The organism is Abditibacteriota bacterium, from assembly GCA_017552965.1.
Lineage (GTDB): Bacteria > Armatimonadota > UBA5829 > UBA5829 > UBA5829 > RGIG7931.
Window position 1 is genome coordinate 104,265 of the sequence record JAFZNQ010000009.1, and the last position, 16,821, is coordinate 121,085.

The window sequence follows — 16,821 nt, forward strand, 5'->3', positions numbered from 1 at the left end:
TTACTCCTTGCCTATAGGCTCTTTTTGCATATAGAGTCTGACAGCCTTTACCACGTCGGATGCTATCTTGTTTCTGTAATCCTCACTGAAGAGAAAGGTCCTGTCATAATCGTTGTTGATAAAGGCCGCTTCCAGCAATATGCCCGGAACGCCGCCGGCATTGGCCGCCCGCAGCACGCCAAAGCCCGACTGATACATACGGGTGTCGGACCGGACCTTTCTGTCCGTGAGCTCATTGTTTTGGGCCAGAAAGCCGTGAAACAGGGTGCCGAAATACTTGGACAGGGTAAAGTCCTTGTGATAATAGGTCTCTACGCCGGTCCCCGTATTCGGAGTGCCGCAGGAATTGATGTGAAAGCTGATAAAGAGATCCGAGGAGCGATCCACAGCATATTTGCCTCTGTCGGCAAGAGACATATCTGTGTCATCGGTCCTGGTCATATACACGGTCACACCCAGCTTTCTGAGCTCTTCGGCAGCCTTCAGGGCGTTCAGGAGATTGAGATCCTTTTCCAGAGTCCCGCCGTAAGTGGCGCCGGTTTCGGGACCGCCGTGGCCCGGGTCAATGGTAATGACAGCCTCCTCCAGAGGCTTTATGACGGGTGGAGCAAACACCAGCTTCAGGTCATTTCCCTTTTCCACAAAATAGGGCTCGCGTATATACCGGGACTCTACGGTGATGACCTCGGGCCCGGTCACCCCTGCCGACAGCGTACCGGCAGAACGGATCGGCTTTTCGGGCAGGAGACCCGACTCCAGAGTCAGAGTGTATATCCCCGTATAGACGTCGCAGGTCACAGAAGGACCGGTGAGGGCGCCGCCTTTGAGAGTCAGCTCGGAGGAGCCGTCTTTATTATCAGTCAGCTTCACTGACCTTACCTTGCGCACCACCTTTTGATCAAAATCTGTCAGGCTGACCCTTATCGTCCTGTCGTTGCCACGGGAAGTGAAAGGAGCTGCCGGACCAAACGAGAGATCGCAGTCTATAGTGAGCCGGGAGCCCTTTTGAGACTTGCTCATGCGGCTGATGATATTCTTTTCTGTGTCATATACGCACTCTGCGTCGTCCGGGAGCGCATTATCTATGACTACAGTCAATTTGCTGCCGGTGGCCCGCAGGGAATATGGGGACAGAAATGCGAGATCTATCTCCAGCAAGTCGTCTGTCACCATTATCCCTGTGACAGTGTTCACAAATTCCAGTCTGCCCCGGCTATGCACAGCCTTTGCTCCGAGAGCCTTTTCGGCAAAAGCAGCCGTCACCACCAAAGAGCCGTCTATCTCGGTGGTCTCCGCCACACTTTCTCCCATGGTCAGAGTGCTGCCTTCGAGACTCGTCTCCAGCCGGAGATAGTCAAAAAGGGTGACCGGCACGAAGTATTCACCGGCTTCTTTTTTTGCCTTCAGACCGGTATATTTGCCTGCCACGTACAGGTCGGCGCTTTCCGCCGCATACAAGCAGCCGGCCAGCAGTATGAGAACTGTGATGATGGTGATCTTCATGACGTAATTACTCCCTTGCATGGTTTACGGGTCTCGCTTCAAAATATCTGGTGACTGCCGTCAGGACGTCCTCGGCGATCTTTTGTCTGTAATCAGGTGAGGTCAGGAGAGCTCTGTCTCTGGAATTATTGATAAATCCCATCTCCACCAGTATGCCGGGGACGCCTCCCGCGTTGGCGGCCCTCAGCACCCCGAGACCCGAAGAATAGAGAGCAGTATCCGAATGGAGCTTGCGATTCAAGAGAGAGTTGTTCTTCACGAATTCGCTGTGAAACAGCTCGCCGAAATATTTGGACAGGGTATAATCCTTGTGATAATAAGTCTCGATCCCTGTCCCGGTATCGGTGCCTTTGCAGGAATTGCAGTGAAAGCTGATCATCAGATCCGAATCCTTTTTGATGGCAAATGCGCCTCTGTCCTTCAGGGAGAGAGTGGAGTCGTCGGTACGGGTCATATGCACGTTCACGCCCTTCTCCGCCAGGGCTCTGGCTACCTCTCCGGCGGCCAGCAGATTCAGATCCTTTTCGAAAAAGCTGCCGTAAATGGCGCCCTTGTCGGTCCCCCCGTGCCCGGCGTCAATGGTGACCGTCACATCCGAAAGCTTTTTGACCAGTGGGGCATAAAACACTATGACCGTATCCTTTGACTCGGGCCGGACCTCCACGTCCCTGATGTATTCGGAAGCCACCAGGAGAGTCTGGTTGTTGAGTACGCTGACCCTGAGGCCGTTGTCCGACGCCACTCCCTTGTAGGTGATCTTGCAGTTTTTGACGGAGACGGTGTACTGGCCCTTGTGTATGTCGCAGGACACTACCGGGTGAGTAAAGGCGCCGTTTTTCAGCACCAGCTCGCAGCTGCCGTCGTATTTGGGATGCAGCTCCACCTTTGAGATTTCGGGCAGAGTGGTGGTGCCGAAGACCTTCAGGTCATAGCGGATGATATTTTCTTTGCGGTGATATTTGGCGCTGTTGGGCACCTTGCCCAGCAGGTCGAACACCACTCTGGTCGTATTGGCCTCGGGAGTCCCGAACCGAACGCCGGATATGCGGGGATTGTCCACTGTGTAATCCGTATTCTCCGGAGACTTTTTGAGTGAGTCAAAATCGAATATCAATCGGTTGTCATATACAAATACGGTGTAAGGGCAGGGAAAAGCCAGGTCCAATTCCAGCAAGTCGTCTGTGATCTCTATGTTGCGGATCTTGTTTACAAAATTGATGCTGGAGGAGATGCTGGTCTCCACGACATCGCAGCCGGTGGCGTCGGCTATCTCATTGACGTTGATGAGATACACGTCCATCATCTTCACGCAGCTGATGACGGACTCGGTGCCCATTATCCTGATGTTGCCCTGGCCCATCTGTTCGTAATCAAGCCCCAGATGGTTGAATATATCGGGGGATACCAGCACGTCCCTGCCCTGCTTGACAGCCATGGCGCAGGTCACTGCTTTTCCGTCCACCTTGACGTTGTATTTCGTATCCTTTGCAGACACTGCTGCGGAGGACAGCAGAGCCATGCAGATGATCGGAAGTATATAATATACGATATTGCGCAATGTCATTCGTTTCCTTTCTTGTATTCAAAATAGCTTTCCAGGACTGCCTTTGCCACGGGAGCGGCAGACCCGGACCCGCTGGCGCCTCTCTCCACTATGCAGGCTATGGCTATTTTCGGATCTTCGCACGGGGCATAACACACGAACCATCCGTGAGCAGGCCCGCCTGCGGCCTGAGCCGAGCCGGTCTTGCCTGCAATGCGGACCCCGGGTATGGCTGCAGCCTTGCCGGTGCCGCTGGCCACAGTCCTTTCCATTGCCTTTGCTATTTGCCCCAGGACTTCCCGGGAAGCGGACACCGAACCTTTTATCTCCTGCTTTGCCTCAAAAATGACAGAGCCCGTGGAGTCGGTGATGCGATCCAGGAGATAAGGTCTGCAGAGAGAGCCGCCGTTGGCTATGCAGCCTATGGCGCAGGCCATTTGCAGCGGCGAAGCCAGCACGTCGCCCTGTCCGATGGACACGTTGAGGGTATCGCCCTTCATCCACTTTCTGTGGGCATGCTCCTCCAGCCATTCGGGATCGGGCACAAGGCCTGTCCTGCCGCCTTTGGAGGGCTCTTCGGGCAGGTCTATCCCGGTGGATATGCCCAAGCCGAACTCACGGGAGGTCTCGCATATCTTGTCTATGCCCAGCCTGACGGACTCGGCGTAAAACCATACGTCGCAGGATTCGCTGACTGCCTTGTAAAAATCCACCCGGCCATGGCTGGTCCAGCACCCCTTTCTGTAGCTGCCCAGTCTGTAATAGCCGGGGCAGGACACAGTGGTGTGTACCGATGCGGCCTTGTTTTGCAATATGCCGGCAGATATCACCGGCTTGAAGGTGGAGCCCGGAGGATACACACTGGCAGCCGCTCTGTTTATGAGCGGATGCTGCTTGTCATCCACCAGCTGTTTCCAGTCCGAGCGCTTCAGGCCTCTCACGAAAATATTGGGATCAAAATCAGGTCTGGACACCATGGCCAGCACCCTGCCTGTTGATGGTTCTATGGCAGCCAGGGCCCCGGTCTTGCCTTCGAGAGCCTCCCAGGCAGCCTTTTGAAGACGGGAATCCACCGTCAGATGAAGGGTATTGCCGGGGACAGATCGCTGCTGTCCCAGATCCTTTACCACTCTGCCCGCCGCATTGACCTCGATCCTCTGACCTCCGTCAAGGCCCTTCAGCTGATCCTCATAGTATTTTTCCAGGCCGAATACGCCTACGTAATCGCCCATCCGGTATTGCTTGCCCTGCTCCCGCGCCAGCTTCAGGCTCTCGCCGCTGATCTCTCTGAGATAGCCGGTGAGATGCGAAAAGTACCGGCCCCGGGGGTAATACCGGACAAAATCGTTTTCTATGACCACTCCGTCAAAGAGCATACGGTGCTCGCCCAGTGTGACTATGGTGGAAAAAGGCACGTCCACCGCTATCCTGACAGGCGCTCCCACCGGCAGTGACGAGTTGTTGACTATCTCGTGATAATCATCGATGCTGATCCCCAGTATATGACAAAACTCCGAGAGCTCCCGGGGCTTATCTTTGAATTTTTCGGGAATGGCGGAGATGATAAACAGCTTTTTGCTCTGAGCGATGGGAATACCTCTCGAGTCCACTATATTGCCTCTGGGGGCTTTGGTCCGTATGATCCTGATACGGTTGTTGTTGGCAGCCTCCAGCAGCATGCGCCCTTCCTTGATCTGCAGATACCACAGCCTGAAGCCCAGGGCTGCAACTGCTACCGCGAAGATAAAAGCCAGCCAGTAAATACGGGACCTTATCTCAAAAGGCTGAGCGTCATAGGTGTTTCTCATAGATGGATCTTCCGGACTGCAAAGAGCGCTGCGGCGAGACACAGGAATACGATGGCCATATAGCCCCACTCCCTGCGGGACAGGCTGAACTCCCTGAAGTTGGCCAGAAGTACCGCCAGACATACAGGCACCAGAGCGGGCAGATACGGCAGAAGGCCGGTGAGTATGAGCAGCATCCCCGCATAGAGAAATGCAAATATCATCCAAAAGTTCTTCCGTCCGGCAAAGCCAAAGCGGAACACGCAGGCAAACACCATGGCCGGAAATATAAAATCACCGGCTCCTATGGTGCTGATGACACTGAATTTGCCCATACCTGCGGCAGGCAGAGAGCTGCTGACTGCGCCGATAGCGGCGGGTGCCTTGTTTATCACGCTGTGCACAAAGCCGGAAGACACTGTCCACACGTCTATGATGGCGCAGCACAGCATAATGGGCACCAGCAGGTTCTTTTCCCTGACCACAAAGGACAGGAAATAGCCGAAAGCCATGGACAGAGTTACTATGAACACGCTGTACACGCCCATATGGGGAGCGCGTATGTTGTTGATGTTCTCCGCCAGAAGCCTCAGCTGCTTGATATAGGTGGTATCGGGAGGCCAGGTCTTTACGTGGCTGTGTATCATCATCAGTATGGCCAGCATACCCAAAAGCCCTGCAAAAAAGAAGACGATATACACCCACAGAGCAAAGCGCTGCTCGATAAGCTTGTACACAAAGGCAAACTGCAGCAGCATGGTCACAAAGGCAGAAGAGAGCGTGACGAACAGGAACACCGCAGCTGCTGCCTTTTTTCCTGCAGCATCACTCACGAGAGCGCACAATCGGTCCACTCTCATGAGCGGCAGCAGATACCAGCACGCCAAAAAGGCCGCAACGCACACAAGGCTCACCACCCAGGGCGTTCCGGCTGCTTTTGCCAGCGCGCTCTTAACGGCTTTCATCACAGAGAGCGTCAAATCTGTCGAAGACTTCCGACGGCACCTCGGCATCCGGCTCGACGCGGCCGATGTTCTCGGAGCGCCTGATGATCTCTCTGGCTTCCCAGACGTCCTTTACGGCTCCCGAGGAAATGGCCTGGACCATGATGTTGCCTATGACCGTGCCTTCGGCAGGCCCGGTCACCACTGTCCTCTGACAGGCATTGGCAGTGAGGCCCGACAGGATCACGTTTTTGATACCGCCGCCCACCATATGGATGCGCTTTATCTTCTGTCCGGTGATCTCCTCCAGATTCAGGATCACCTGCCTGTAAGCAAGAGCCAGGGAATCGTTGACGCAGCGAATGATCTCTCCCACAGTCTGAGGCACGTATTGACCGGTCCTGCGGCAGAAGTCCTGTATCTTGGCGGGCATATTGCCTGCGGACACGAATTCCTGCTGGTTGGGGTCGATCAGGCTTCTGAAGCCGGGACACTCCGCCGCCTGCTGAGTCATATCCCCATAGGATATGTCCTTGCCTTCGGCCAGCCAGAATCTCCGGCATTCCTGCACTATCCACAAGCCTGTGATGTTTTTGAGGAACCTGATGGTATTGTAGGCTCCGCCTTCGTTGGTGTAATTGCAGCGGGCCGAATCGGCATTGACCACCGGGCCCGGGAGCTCCATACCCACCAGAGACCAGGTCCCGCAGCTGATAAAAGCCGCATCGGAGGATTCAAAGGGCACCGCCACTACGGCTGAAGCAGTGTCATGCTCCGGCACCGAAAAGACGGGGATGTCATAGGAGACTCCCATTTCGGCCTTGATATCCTCGGTGACACAGCCCAGGAGGGAGCCGGTATCATTGATCTCGGGCAGTATGCGAGTGGGGACTCCGGCCAGTTCGGCTATATCCGTCGCCCAGGTCTTGTCGTATACGTTGAGCATCTGAGAGGTAGAGGCTATGGAATACTCGGTCTTTTTGACGCCGGTGATCCAGTAGTTCAGGATGTCGGGCACCATGAGCAGAGTCTCTGCGTTTTCCAAAGCCGCCGGATTGTCTCTGCCGGCCACATACAGCTGAAACAGAGTGTTGATATCCATGCTCTGGATGCCGACTCTCTGAAACACTGCGTCTCTGTCCATCTTTTCGGCATAAAAACGGTCGGATGCTCCTACAAAGGATTCGTCCCTGTACTGACAGGGCAAAAAGCACAGCTCACCGTCAGAGTCCAGCAGGCCGTAATCCACTCCCCAGGTATCGATGCCGATGCCCGCAATGGGAGTACGGGCGGCCTCGGCAGCCTTTCGGAGACCGATCTTGATCTCCTTGAAAAGGCTGTAGAGCATCCATTTCTTTTTGCCGTTGATGACTATATAGTCGTTGAGGAACCTGTGGGCCTCTTTTACGGACAGCCTGCCCTCGGAGAGCTCTCCCAGAAACACTCTGCCGCTCTCGGCCCCCAGATCCACTGCAGCAAATGTCATAGTGTCCATCAGTGTCTTTCTCCCGCCACCTTGTTCTGATACCGGACGGCGTCATCGATCCATGCGTCACCCGTGGGGACGTTGTTTGACAGACAGAAGTAATCCCATACTGCGCTCCAGGGGCGGCATCTGGATTCGGTAAGACGGGCCAGTCTCTCGAAATAGGCTCCCTTGTTTTCCAGCTCCTTCAGGACGGAGACGGGCTGCAAAAGCCCCAGAAGCAGAGCCTTCTGAGCGTCACGCAGGCCCATGATCATGGCGCCGGTGCGATTGATGGAGCCGTCAAAATAGTCCAGACCGATGTTGAAATGATCCGTGCCGAGACGCACCACCTGCTCCATGATATTCCGCAGGGTATCGTCCAGAATGGTCACGTGGTCCGAATCCCAGCGGACAGGTCTGGAGATATGCAGCATGATCTCGTCCATAAAGCACAGGACGGAGCTGAATTTGTCGCTGATGTCTTCCGTGGGATGAAAATGTCCGGAATCGTAGCATATCATGGTCCCGGGATGGGTCATGCAATAAGGAGTATAGAACTCGTTGGAGCCCACGGTATAGCTTTCGACTCCCACGCCGAAGAGCTTGATCTCCAGAGAGTCAGCCAGCTCCGAACCGCTGTATTTGACCGACAGTATGTCATCCAGAGAATTCTTGAGGATCTCTCTGTGGGCCTTTCTGTCAATGGGTATGTCCTTGTAGCCGTCGGGGATCCAGATGTTGTTTACCACCCTCTTGCCGGTCTTTTTGCCCAGCCAGGCTCCTATCTTTCTGGAGCGCTTGGCGTGATCGATCCAGAAGCTCCTTATCTTGTCGTCCTTGCTGGACAGGGTAAAGTTGTCCGCAGCCAGAGGATGAGAGAAAAATGTGCCGTTGAAATCCAGACCGAAATCCTTGCTGTTGGCCCAATCGGCCCAGTAGGCAAAATGCTCGGGCTCTACCTGATCTCTGTCCACCTTTTTTCCCTTGAAGTCTCCGTAGATGGCGTGGAGGTCCAGCCTGTGCTTGCCGGCCACCTTGCTAAAGCTGAAGTCCAGGTCTTCCGTGACCTCTTCGATATTTCGGGCCTTGCCGGGGTTTGAGCCGGTGACGGCTATGCCGCCGGTGATCTCGCCGCCTCCCTCAAAGCCGGCCACGTCGTCAGACTGCCAGATGTGCAGGGAAATGGGTATGCTGCCCAGAATATCTATAGCCTTGTCGGTGTCGACGCCGGCCTCGGCATAAACTTCCTTTGCCAATTCGTAGGAAGCGATTATCTGCTTGTCGTTCATAATGAGTACCTCGTTAATAAATACACTTATATTATATCACAAAACAAAATGAGAACAAAATCACGTCCATAGACGGCACACCTGTCAGCCGAGAGTCAGCTTTTTGAGACAGCCGCCTTCCATGACCTTGATAAGGGGCACCTTTGAATTGGAGATCAGGTTTTTGATCACCAGATTGTCTATATTGGAATAGACCTTGATGTATTCGCTCTTGCCTTCAAAATCCTCTTCGTTGATATAGAGGCCGTCAATGTAGATATTGCCTATATCCGACGGGTGGCGCACTATGTCGCTGCCGTCGTCAAGACCTATGTCCATCAGTGAATAATGTTTGGTGTGGGCGTGCCAGAACACGTTCTTGATGACCAGATTCTCCACCTTGCCCCCTACCCTGAACAGCATATTGTTTACGTAGTCGTAGGTGGGCTTCTCGTGATCCACGAACACGTTCTCTATATACACCGAGCCTATATTGCCCTGAGCTTCCCTGTACCAGGGATTGATGTAAAAGCCGTAGCTGTTGTAGGTGCCTGTGACGTTTCTGATGGTGACTCTGTCCAGCCTGCCGGTGCCGCGGCTCAGCAGCCTGATGCCCTGATCCGAATTGTTCATCATGAGGCCGTCTATGATGACGTCGGTGATATCGCTCTTGCAGTCGTATTCGTCCGGAGTGATGGCTATGATATCATCCCCCGCCGTACCCTGTATGTTGCGCAGATTGAGAAAACGGCCCGGGCCTATGAAGTGGAGACCGTCCTGATTCTGATACGGCATATGATCCGGCAGGTCTATCTTGATGTTGTCCATGTTCACCCTTTCAAAGTTCACGCAGTGAAAGGCGTAGGTCCTCTGATTTCTGAAGACCACGTCCTTGAGGGTGAGATCCCTGATGCCTACGAATTCCATGGCCATCACGCCTCTCCTATAAGCCGGCAAAAACTCACTGGGCACAAAGGTCTCGCATATTGCCTCATGGGGCTCCTGAGTGTGATGGACCTGATTGCGGCAATTGTGATTGAAGGTGCCGCCAAGTATGGTCACGTTGGAGGTCTTGATCTTGACGGCGCTCTTGCCGGAATTGGTGATCAGAAAATTGTCGGCATGGTCTGCCAGATACAGACCGCAGGAGGCGTCGGGGCATTCTATGGTGGTATTGGAATGCACCGTGAGGCCGGTCGTCAGAGCGGCTCCGTCCAGAACCAGGTGGACTCTGCCATCCACCAGGGCCTTGTCCAGCAGGGCCTGCAGGGCGCGGGTGTCGTCAGTGCCCCCTCCCAGTATCACGTTGCTGTCCAGCCGGCAATAATCGCTGGCGTAATATTTGTTGTTTTCCATTGTGGGCTCCTCGAAAGCAGTGTTGCTATTCTTATTATAGTTAATCGGCGGCGATAAGTAAAGAGAAAAGGGCGGCACCGGGACCGCCCTCATATATCACAAGGGTCTGAATTCTATGATCAGACTGGAGCGCTTTTCGGGCAATTCGACCCGGATGCCGCTCATGAGCTCTTTGCCCGTGCGGATCGCAGTCTTCCTTTTGTAGGTCTCGTCGATAAAGGTCACCCTGTATGTGGTCCGTGGCTCCAGATCCACAAGCCTGATGGTTTTCACCGCTTCTTCATCCTCTGCTCTGCGAAATACAGCCACGCAGCCCCTGTTATTTTTGATAAGCTGATAAGCGAAGCCGACGGTTTCGGAGGGGCAAATGTCCGTCAGGGCTTTATACCGTCCATCCCAGAACGGAGCAAGACGCCTGACCTCCTTCATGGCATTTTCGGCAAGCATGGGCTCGTACTGGGGATTGGCCATATCGTAATCGACTATTATACCGCTTGTCATGGCCGAACGGACCTCATAGGCCTTTTCCCACCAGCAGGATGCCGTATGGAAAGGCAGATAAGTATGGAGACCGGCGTTTTCGTTCTGGTGTATCATAGCGGTCTGAGGACCGCCTGAGCAGCTGGTATCGCTCTGCCACATGGGCATAGCGCGGCTCATGGTCTCCAGATCGTTGCGCCTGCCGCCGGAAGCGCAATTGTCGATATAGAGCTCCGGAAAACGCTCCAAAAGCTCATCCCAGTATTTATACAAGCCGGTAATATACTTGTTTTCGGTGATCCCCTTCTGCCCCGCAGGGTCGGCCGCGCGCCAGAATTCAAGAGGATCCGCGTTGAAGTCCTGCCTGTAGCAGTCTATACCGTTTTCTTCTATAAAATCACCTATAGTCCGGGCAAGCCATTTGCGGGCTTCGTCGTTTCCCATGTTGAAGATCCTGTTGCGGTGATCGGGAGGGTTTTGCAGGATCCAGCCGGGTTTGTCCTTGGCGAAGGTGTAAGTGTCAGATTCTATATCTATCCGCTCGGGCTCAAACCATACGATGAACTTCATGCCGTGTTCATGGAGAACACGCGAGATATTCTTGAGGCCCTCAGGAAACCCCTCGCAGAAAGCGTAATTGCCAACACCCGTGGGAAAGCCGTCCCGGAACCAGCAGGCGTCGATCCAATAGGTGTTGTAGAGCCCGGTCTTTATGGTGCGGTCTATCATGGCAAGCTGGCCTTGTTCCGTGGCAATATTACTTCTCGTGGCTTCTCCCCAGAAATACCTGTCAAAGCACTGCATGGCAATGGGAACTCTGAAGCCTTTGCGTACAGCTGGGCTGTAATACTTCTTATGAAACTGCCTGAAACCGTTGGTGAGTTCATAACGGTCAGGCGAACCGAAATACAGTAGCGAGCGGGTGCTGCGTATCTCCTCGCCGGGCAAAAGATACATATCGCAGTCCTCCTGGCCGGCTTTAAGTACCACCGATCCGGGCAGTTTTTCAACAGTCAGGTCCCACTGCCCCGTCCATCCAATAGCGCCCACAAAGCCCTTGTCCTTGCCTGTAACGTCAAAATAGGGAAAGGCCGTAACCTGGCTGGATCGGCCATTCAGAGGCGAAAATGCCAGAATAGTTCCGTCAAACAAGGTCTTATTTACCGGCAGAAAATTTTGCTCGCTGCAATGATCTCCGGTGATGGAGTTGAATTCCGCTTTGCCGGATACAGGTATCTCTGTGTCCATTCCCAGCAAAGCTGTAATGCGTCCTGTTTTCCCGGATCCGGTATTTTTGATGTATAAAGTCCAGTCCAGGCTGTTCTCCGTTTTGGACTCGACCTTCAAAGTGACAAGAAGATTGTCAAACAGAGTCTTGCTGTACTCGTTTTTGCCGGTTTTGTCCAGGATGTCGATGGAAACGGGAACATACCTGCCGTCATAGACAAAGCTGGCTAATCTTTTGTTCTTAAGCATTTTTTCTCCTTACGGACTTTCGGCCCATGTCGCAGCCTATGAGACTGCGAAGATGATAAGCGGCAGGAATATGGCCGCATATTACATGTATCGGCTCTCCGGTTTTAAATTATATCTAAAAGTATTATATCACACCGGCCATCGAAGAATCTGCAACGGGCTCACTCTGTTTGTCTTTCCCCAAGATGGCGCCGGGGTGGTGTCGCGCCTTCGGTCATGCAGATCGACACCGGACATCCGGCGTCATATCAGCGGCAAAGCTCACCGGACACAAAAAAGACTGCGCTTTCGCGCAGTCTCTGCTGTCTACAAGTATTTGAAAAGCAGGTCCGTATAGGTGGGTATAGGCCAATAATCCAGATCTATCACCGCTTCTATCTTGTCGGACTCGATACGCATCTGCAGCATCAGAGGCCTCAGCCTGCCAAACACCGCATCTGCCTTTTCCACGTTGTTTTCGATGGCCTTTATCTCCGTGATCATATCGGACAGCCTGTTCACCCGTTCCGTAAGACTGTCTATGGAGTCCAGCATCAGCTGCAGAGTGTCCTTTATGGCCTTCGAGGGCTCAAAGCCCGCCTTTTTGATGGCAGTGATATCGCTGCCCAGGCTGCCGGAGTAGCTTATCACCGAAGGTATGATATCCCTGCTGATCATCTTCTTCATGGTCGATGCTTCCAGGATCACCGCCTTGATATATCTTTCCAGCAATATATCATATCTGGCCTGCAGCTCCACCTCGGAAAGGACCCCGTGCTTCAAAAAGAGTGCCTGTACCTCCGGAGCGATAAGCTCCTTCAGAGCCGAAGGGGTGGACACCAGATTCAGAAGGCCTCTCTTTTGCGCTTCTTCCACCCATTCCCGGGAATAATTGTCGCCATTGAATATGATGCGGCCGTTTTCCTTCAATGTCAGGGCTGCCAGGTCTCTGGCGGTCTGATGGATGTCTTTGGACTTTTCCAGCTTGTCGGCAAATTCGGACAGCACTTCTGCGATCATGGTGTTCAGGGCAAAATTGGGACCCGAGGTGGATTGAGCGGAGCCCACCATGCGGAACTCGAATTTGTTGCCGGTAAAGGCCATGGGAGACGTGCGGTTGCGGTCGTTGGTGTCCAGATACAGGGTCTGGATGCTCTGACTGAGCTCCAGAGCCTTGCGCTTGGACCTCTTGCCGGTCTTGCTCTTGATAAAGTCGGATATGGCATTCATGAGCGTGTCGCCCAGAAAGATGCTGATGATGGCCGGAGGAGCCTCGTTGCCTCCCAGTCTGTGGTCGTTCCCGGCGGTGGCGACGGTGGACCGCAAAAGCCCCTGATACTTGTCCACGGCTCTTAATACGGCGCAGATAAACACCATGAACCGGTCGTTCTCACTCATAGCGGAGCCCGGCGAAAACAGATTCTCGCCCGTATTGGTGATCAGCGAGTAGTTGTTGTGCTTGCCGGAACCATTGAGCCCCTTGAAGGGCTTCTCGTGCAGGAGACACATGAAGCCGTGCCGCTCGGCCACTCTTTTCAGGGTGTCCATGATGAGCTGGTTCTGGTCGGTGGCCACGTTCACCGAGCCGAAATATGGGGCTATCTCAAACTGAGCCGGAGCCACCTCGTTGTGCTGCGCGTTGACGCATACTCCCAGCTTCCAGAGCTCGGAGGAGATCTCGTTCATAAAGGTGGCTACGCTCTCCTTGATGCTCCCGTAATAATGGTCTTCCAGGTCATCCTGGCCCTTGGCTGACAGCTCTCCGAACAGGGTCCTGCCGCAGAGCTTCAGGTCCAGCCGTTTTTCCGCCAGCTCCAGAGGCACCAGAAAATATTCCTGCTCAGCTCCCATAGCCGGGACTACCCGGGCGGTCTCTTTGTCTCCCAGAGCCCGCAGCACTCTGAGGGCCTGCTTATTGAGAGCGTCGATGCTGCGGAGAAGAGGGGTCTTCTTGTCCAGTATCTCTCCGTTCTGAGAGCAAAAGGCGCAGGGGATATACAGAGATATCATGTCGCCGTTTTCCTTGACGAACATGGGACTGGACACGTCCCACACTGTGTAGCCTCTGGCTTCAAAGGTAGCTCTCAGACCTCCCGAAGGGAAGGACGATGCGTCCGACTCGCCTTTGATGAGCTGCTTGCCGCCGAATTCCGCAATGGCTCTGCCTCCGTCATCGGGAGTAATAAAGGCATTGTGCTTTTCGGCAGTCACTTCCGTCATAGGCTGAAACCAGTGACAATAATGAGTGGCTCCCTTGCTGATGGCCCAATCCTTTATGGCGGCCGCCACTATATCGGCGGTCTCCGGATCCAGTGACTCGCCGAGGTCCATGGCTCTTTTGACAGCGGCAAATACGTCCTGCGACAGACGCTCGCGCATCACGGATTCGCTGAACACATTGGTCCCGTACATTGCAAATGGATCTGTTTTCATATTACCTCCTACGTAATTACAGACCTATACAAGGCCCATACGGGCCTACAAGACTATCTTTTTGGCATCTCCTTCCAGCGGCACCCACTCGGTCTCCACCCGGTCGTCATACACCTTGTACAGCATAAAGCCTACAGGCAGTTTGCTCTGGGCGCAGCCCACCATGCTTCTGACGCATATATGGCGGGTGCCCTTGTAGGTGATGTCTGTCTCCCAATGGAGATGGCCTGCCAGCACGTATCCCACGTGATACTTTTCCAGCAGAGCGAGATACTTTTCCCTGAGGTCAGGCCTCACCGCATTGTAGGATTCCTCCTCGTCATAGCTCTCGGATATAAAGGGGATGTGGCACAGCACGAATATATGGTCATAGCCGCAGGTCCTGGAGCCCTCCAGATTGTTTTCCAGCCAGCGGCGCTGCCGCTCTTCATATTCGCCGCTGTTGCGGTATCTCTCCGTAGCGCAGGTATCCACGCACAGAAAGAGGGAATTGTTTTTGACGAATTTATAATAATCTCTGCCATAATCCGCATAATACTTCTGCAGACCGTTGGGATTGATGATGATGTCATGATTGCCGGCAGCGCAATAGAGAGGACACTTGAGACCCTCCGTCGCTTCTCTGAACTTTCCCACGTAGCGGGCGTCGTTGGGATAAGACACCATATCTCCGGAGCAAAAGACAAAGTCGGGCTGCATCTCATTGATCTTTTTTACAGCCTGCTTCAGCACGGTGTTGTCAAGAGATTCGGGAGTCCCCACCTCCACCTGCTTGATGGCAGCCAGCCACCCCATATGGGGGTCGGAAAGCTGGATGAAGGAAAAAGGCTTTGCCATAACTGCGCATGAACATATAAAAATAAAAACAGCAGCGATAAGTTTCATGATATACTCCTCACAACATTATTTCTTGCGGATCGTCCGAAAGAGGGAGCCACTCCGTTTCCACTCTGTCGTCGTAAACCTTATACAAACGGAAACCCTTGGGTAACTTATTCCAATTCGGGTCTGATACAAAGCTCTGGACAGCGATATGACGCGTGCCGTCATAAAGAATATCCGTTTCCCAGTGCAGATGGCCTGCGAGCACAAATTCCACGTTGTATTTTTTAAAGAGAGTCAGGTATTTCTCCCTGAGATCGGGTCTTACAGAGCTGTATGACTCTCCTTCGTCAAAGCTCCTTGCTATAAAAGGAACGTGGCACAAAACAAAGATATGGTCATAGCCGCAGGTTTTGGACCCCTCAAGATTGTTTTCCAGCCAGCGCCGTTGTTTTTTCTCGTAGGCATCGCAATTACGGTATCTTTCCGTAGCGCAGGTGTCCACACACAAAAACAGTGAATTGTTGTAAACAAACTTATAATAATCCCTGCCAAAATCCTCGTAATAATGCTTAAGGCCGTTTTCGGTAATAATAATATCATGATTTCCGGCTGCGCAGTACAAAGGCATCTCCAGATCTTTTACCGCTTCCTTGAATTTGGCGACATATCCCTCGTGATTGGCAAAGGAAACCATATCCCCCGAGCAATAAACAAAATCGGGTTTCATGGCATTGATCTTCTTCACGGCTGCTTTCAGCTCTGTATTGTCAAGAGACTCGGGAGCCCCCAATTCCACTCTCTTGATAGCTGCCAGCCAACCCATATGGGGGTCGGAAAGCTGGATGAAGGAAAAAGGCTTGCACACGGCTGCCACCGAGCACAATAAAACAGCGAAAATAGCGATGAGCTTCATAGTGATGCCTCACAAATTGATATTATTTACGTCTTCACCGAGAGTGATCCACCTCTCACTGATCCTGTCCGGATACACCCGAAACAGCCTGAAGCCGGCATATTCCAATCCTTCGGAGGGCTGGCACAGAGTGGTGCTGGTCAGGTGTCTGGTACCGCGGACCGTCACGTCAAACTCCTTGTGGGTATGCCCTGCCAGCACGTATTCCACTCCGTTTTCTTCCAGCAGGTCCAGATACGGGCCTCTGAATTCGGACAAGACGCTGAGGTTGTTGTCCTCTTCATCGGGAGCATACACCAAAAACGGCACGTGACATATCACGAAAATATGGTCATAGGACCTGCTGCGGGAGGCAGATAAAACCGCCTCAAACCATTCCAGACCCCTTTTGGCAAGATCCCTGTCGATGAAATACTTTTCCATGCAGCAGGTATTCAGATTGACAAACAGACTTCCGCCGTATTCGTAGGCGTCATTTTCCATGCCAAAGCTCTGCCTGTATATACCGATCTCATCGGGAGACATGAGAATGTCGTGATTGCCGCAGGTATAATGGGCGGGGCAGCAAAGCCCCGACACGCTCTCCTTGAATCTGTCGATGAGGAGCTGCTCTCTGGCAAAGCACACCATATCGCCGCAAAACACGGCAAGATCCGGCCGGAGGGCGTTGACCTGGGACACGCACCTCAGGAGATGAGTATTGTCCATACACGCCTCCGAGCCGAATGCTGCCTGCCTTACTGCGTACAGCCAGCCTATATGAACGTCGGATATCTGAACGAATGAAAAAGACCCGGGTTTCATAAAAAAGAAAATAGAGCCATCCGAAGACAGCTCTTATTTTTA

Annotated in this window: 12 protein-coding genes; all 12 read right to left on the reverse strand. The window is 53.3% G+C overall.

Annotation, left to right across the window (positions count from 1 at the left end):
* The 12 genes from IK083_01450 to IK083_01505 all read right to left on the reverse strand — a co-directional run bounded on the left by IK083_01450 (nucleotide 1) and on the right by IK083_01505 (nucleotide 16,779).
* A complete protein-coding gene (locus IK083_01450) occupies nucleotides 1–1,503 on the reverse strand; it encodes an N-acetylmuramoyl-L-alanine amidase (GenBank protein ID MBR4748224.1) in 1,503 nt (500 codons plus the stop codon).
* Between the two features lie 7 nt (nucleotides 1,504–1,510).
* Nucleotides 1,511–3,067 (reverse strand): N-acetylmuramoyl-L-alanine amidase, encoded by a 1,557-nt coding sequence (locus IK083_01455; protein ID MBR4748225.1) that lies wholly within the window; start codon nucleotides 3,065–3,067, stop codon nucleotides 1,511–1,513.
* On the reverse strand, nucleotides 3,064–4,854 hold the full coding sequence (gene mrdA / locus IK083_01460; protein MBR4748226.1) for a penicillin-binding protein 2: 1,791 nt from the start codon (nucleotides 4,852–4,854) through the stop codon (nucleotides 3,064–3,066). The genes IK083_01455 and mrdA overlap by 4 nt, the downstream gene beginning before the upstream one ends.
* Nucleotides 4,851–5,798, reverse strand: coding sequence for a hypothetical protein (locus tag IK083_01465; GenBank protein ID MBR4748227.1), 948 nt, complete (start codon nucleotides 5,796–5,798; stop codon nucleotides 4,851–4,853). Before IK083_01465 ends, mrdA begins: the two co-directional genes overlap by 4 nt.
* Nucleotides 5,785–7,272, reverse strand: coding sequence for a rhamnulokinase (locus IK083_01470; GenBank protein ID MBR4748228.1), 1,488 nt, complete (start codon nucleotides 7,270–7,272; stop codon nucleotides 5,785–5,787). Before IK083_01470 ends, IK083_01465 begins: the two co-directional genes overlap by 14 nt.
* A complete protein-coding gene (locus tag IK083_01475) occupies nucleotides 7,272–8,534 on the reverse strand; it encodes an L-rhamnose isomerase (GenBank protein ID MBR4748229.1) in 1,263 nt (420 codons plus the stop codon). The genes IK083_01470 and IK083_01475 overlap by 1 nt, the downstream gene beginning before the upstream one ends.
* 84 nt (nucleotides 8,535–8,618) lie before the next feature.
* Complete coding sequence (locus tag IK083_01480; protein ID MBR4748230.1) at nucleotides 8,619–9,869, reverse strand: hypothetical protein; 1,251 nt, start codon at nucleotides 9,867–9,869, stop codon at nucleotides 8,619–8,621.
* Nucleotides 9,870–9,965: 96 nt separating this feature from the next.
* Nucleotides 9,966–11,825 (reverse strand): alpha-galactosidase, encoded by a 1,860-nt coding sequence (locus IK083_01485; protein ID MBR4748231.1) that lies wholly within the window; start codon nucleotides 11,823–11,825, stop codon nucleotides 9,966–9,968.
* A 306-nt stretch (nucleotides 11,826–12,131) separates the two neighbouring features.
* Nucleotides 12,132–14,237 (reverse strand): glutamine synthetase III, encoded by a 2,106-nt coding sequence (locus IK083_01490; GenBank protein ID MBR4748232.1) that lies wholly within the window; start codon nucleotides 14,235–14,237, stop codon nucleotides 12,132–12,134.
* A 45-nt stretch (nucleotides 14,238–14,282) separates the two neighbouring features.
* Nucleotides 14,283–15,074: a metallophosphoesterase gene (locus tag IK083_01495; GenBank protein ID MBR4748233.1), complete on the reverse strand. Its 792-nt coding sequence runs from the start codon at nucleotides 15,072–15,074 to the stop codon at nucleotides 14,283–14,285.
* A 58-nt stretch (nucleotides 15,075–15,132) separates the two neighbouring features.
* Nucleotides 15,133–15,975 (reverse strand): metallophosphoesterase, encoded by an 843-nt coding sequence (locus tag IK083_01500; GenBank protein ID MBR4748234.1) that lies wholly within the window; start codon nucleotides 15,973–15,975, stop codon nucleotides 15,133–15,135.
* A 9-nt stretch (nucleotides 15,976–15,984) separates the two neighbouring features.
* The gene (locus IK083_01505; protein MBR4748235.1) at nucleotides 15,985–16,779 is read right to left on the reverse strand and encodes a metallophosphoesterase; all 795 of its coding nucleotides are present in this window, start codon (nucleotides 16,777–16,779) and stop codon (nucleotides 15,985–15,987) included.
* Nucleotides 16,780–16,821 lie beyond the last annotated feature (42 nt).

Bases quoted from the DNA above. Each gene is read 5' to 3' on its own strand.
- IK083_01450 (MBR4748224.1), bottom strand. From the start codon at position 1,503: ATGAAGATCACCATCATCACAGTTCTCATACTGCTGGCCGGCTGCTTG.
- IK083_01455 (MBR4748225.1), bottom strand. From the start codon at position 3,067: ATGACATTGCGCAATATCGTATATTATATACTTCCGATCATCTGCATG.
- mrdA (MBR4748226.1), bottom strand. From the start codon at position 4,854: ATGAGAAACACCTATGACGCTCAGCCTTTTGAGATAAGGTCCCGTATT.
- IK083_01465 (MBR4748227.1), bottom strand. From the start codon at position 5,798: ATGAAAGCCGTTAAGAGCGCGCTGGCAAAAGCAGCCGGAACGCCCTGG.
- IK083_01470 (MBR4748228.1), bottom strand. From the start codon at position 7,272: ATGGACACTATGACATTTGCTGCAGTGGATCTGGGGGCCGAGAGCGGC.
- IK083_01475 (MBR4748229.1), bottom strand. From the start codon at position 8,534: ATGAACGACAAGCAGATAATCGCTTCCTACGAATTGGCAAAGGAAGTT.
- IK083_01480 (MBR4748230.1), bottom strand. From the start codon at position 9,869: ATGGAAAACAACAAATATTACGCCAGCGATTATTGCCGGCTGGACAGC.
- IK083_01485 (MBR4748231.1), bottom strand. From the start codon at position 11,825: ATGCTTAAGAACAAAAGATTAGCCAGCTTTGTCTATGACGGCAGGTAT.
- IK083_01490 (MBR4748232.1), bottom strand. From the start codon at position 14,237: ATGAAAACAGATCCATTTGCAATGTACGGGACCAATGTGTTCAGCGAA.
- IK083_01495 (MBR4748233.1), bottom strand. From the start codon at position 15,074: ATGGCAAAGCCTTTTTCCTTCATCCAGCTTTCCGACCCCCATATGGGG.
- IK083_01500 (MBR4748234.1), bottom strand. From the start codon at position 15,975: ATGAAGCTCATCGCTATTTTCGCTGTTTTATTGTGCTCGGTGGCAGCC.
- IK083_01505 (MBR4748235.1), bottom strand. From the start codon at position 16,779: ATGAAACCCGGGTCTTTTTCATTCGTTCAGATATCCGACGTTCATATA.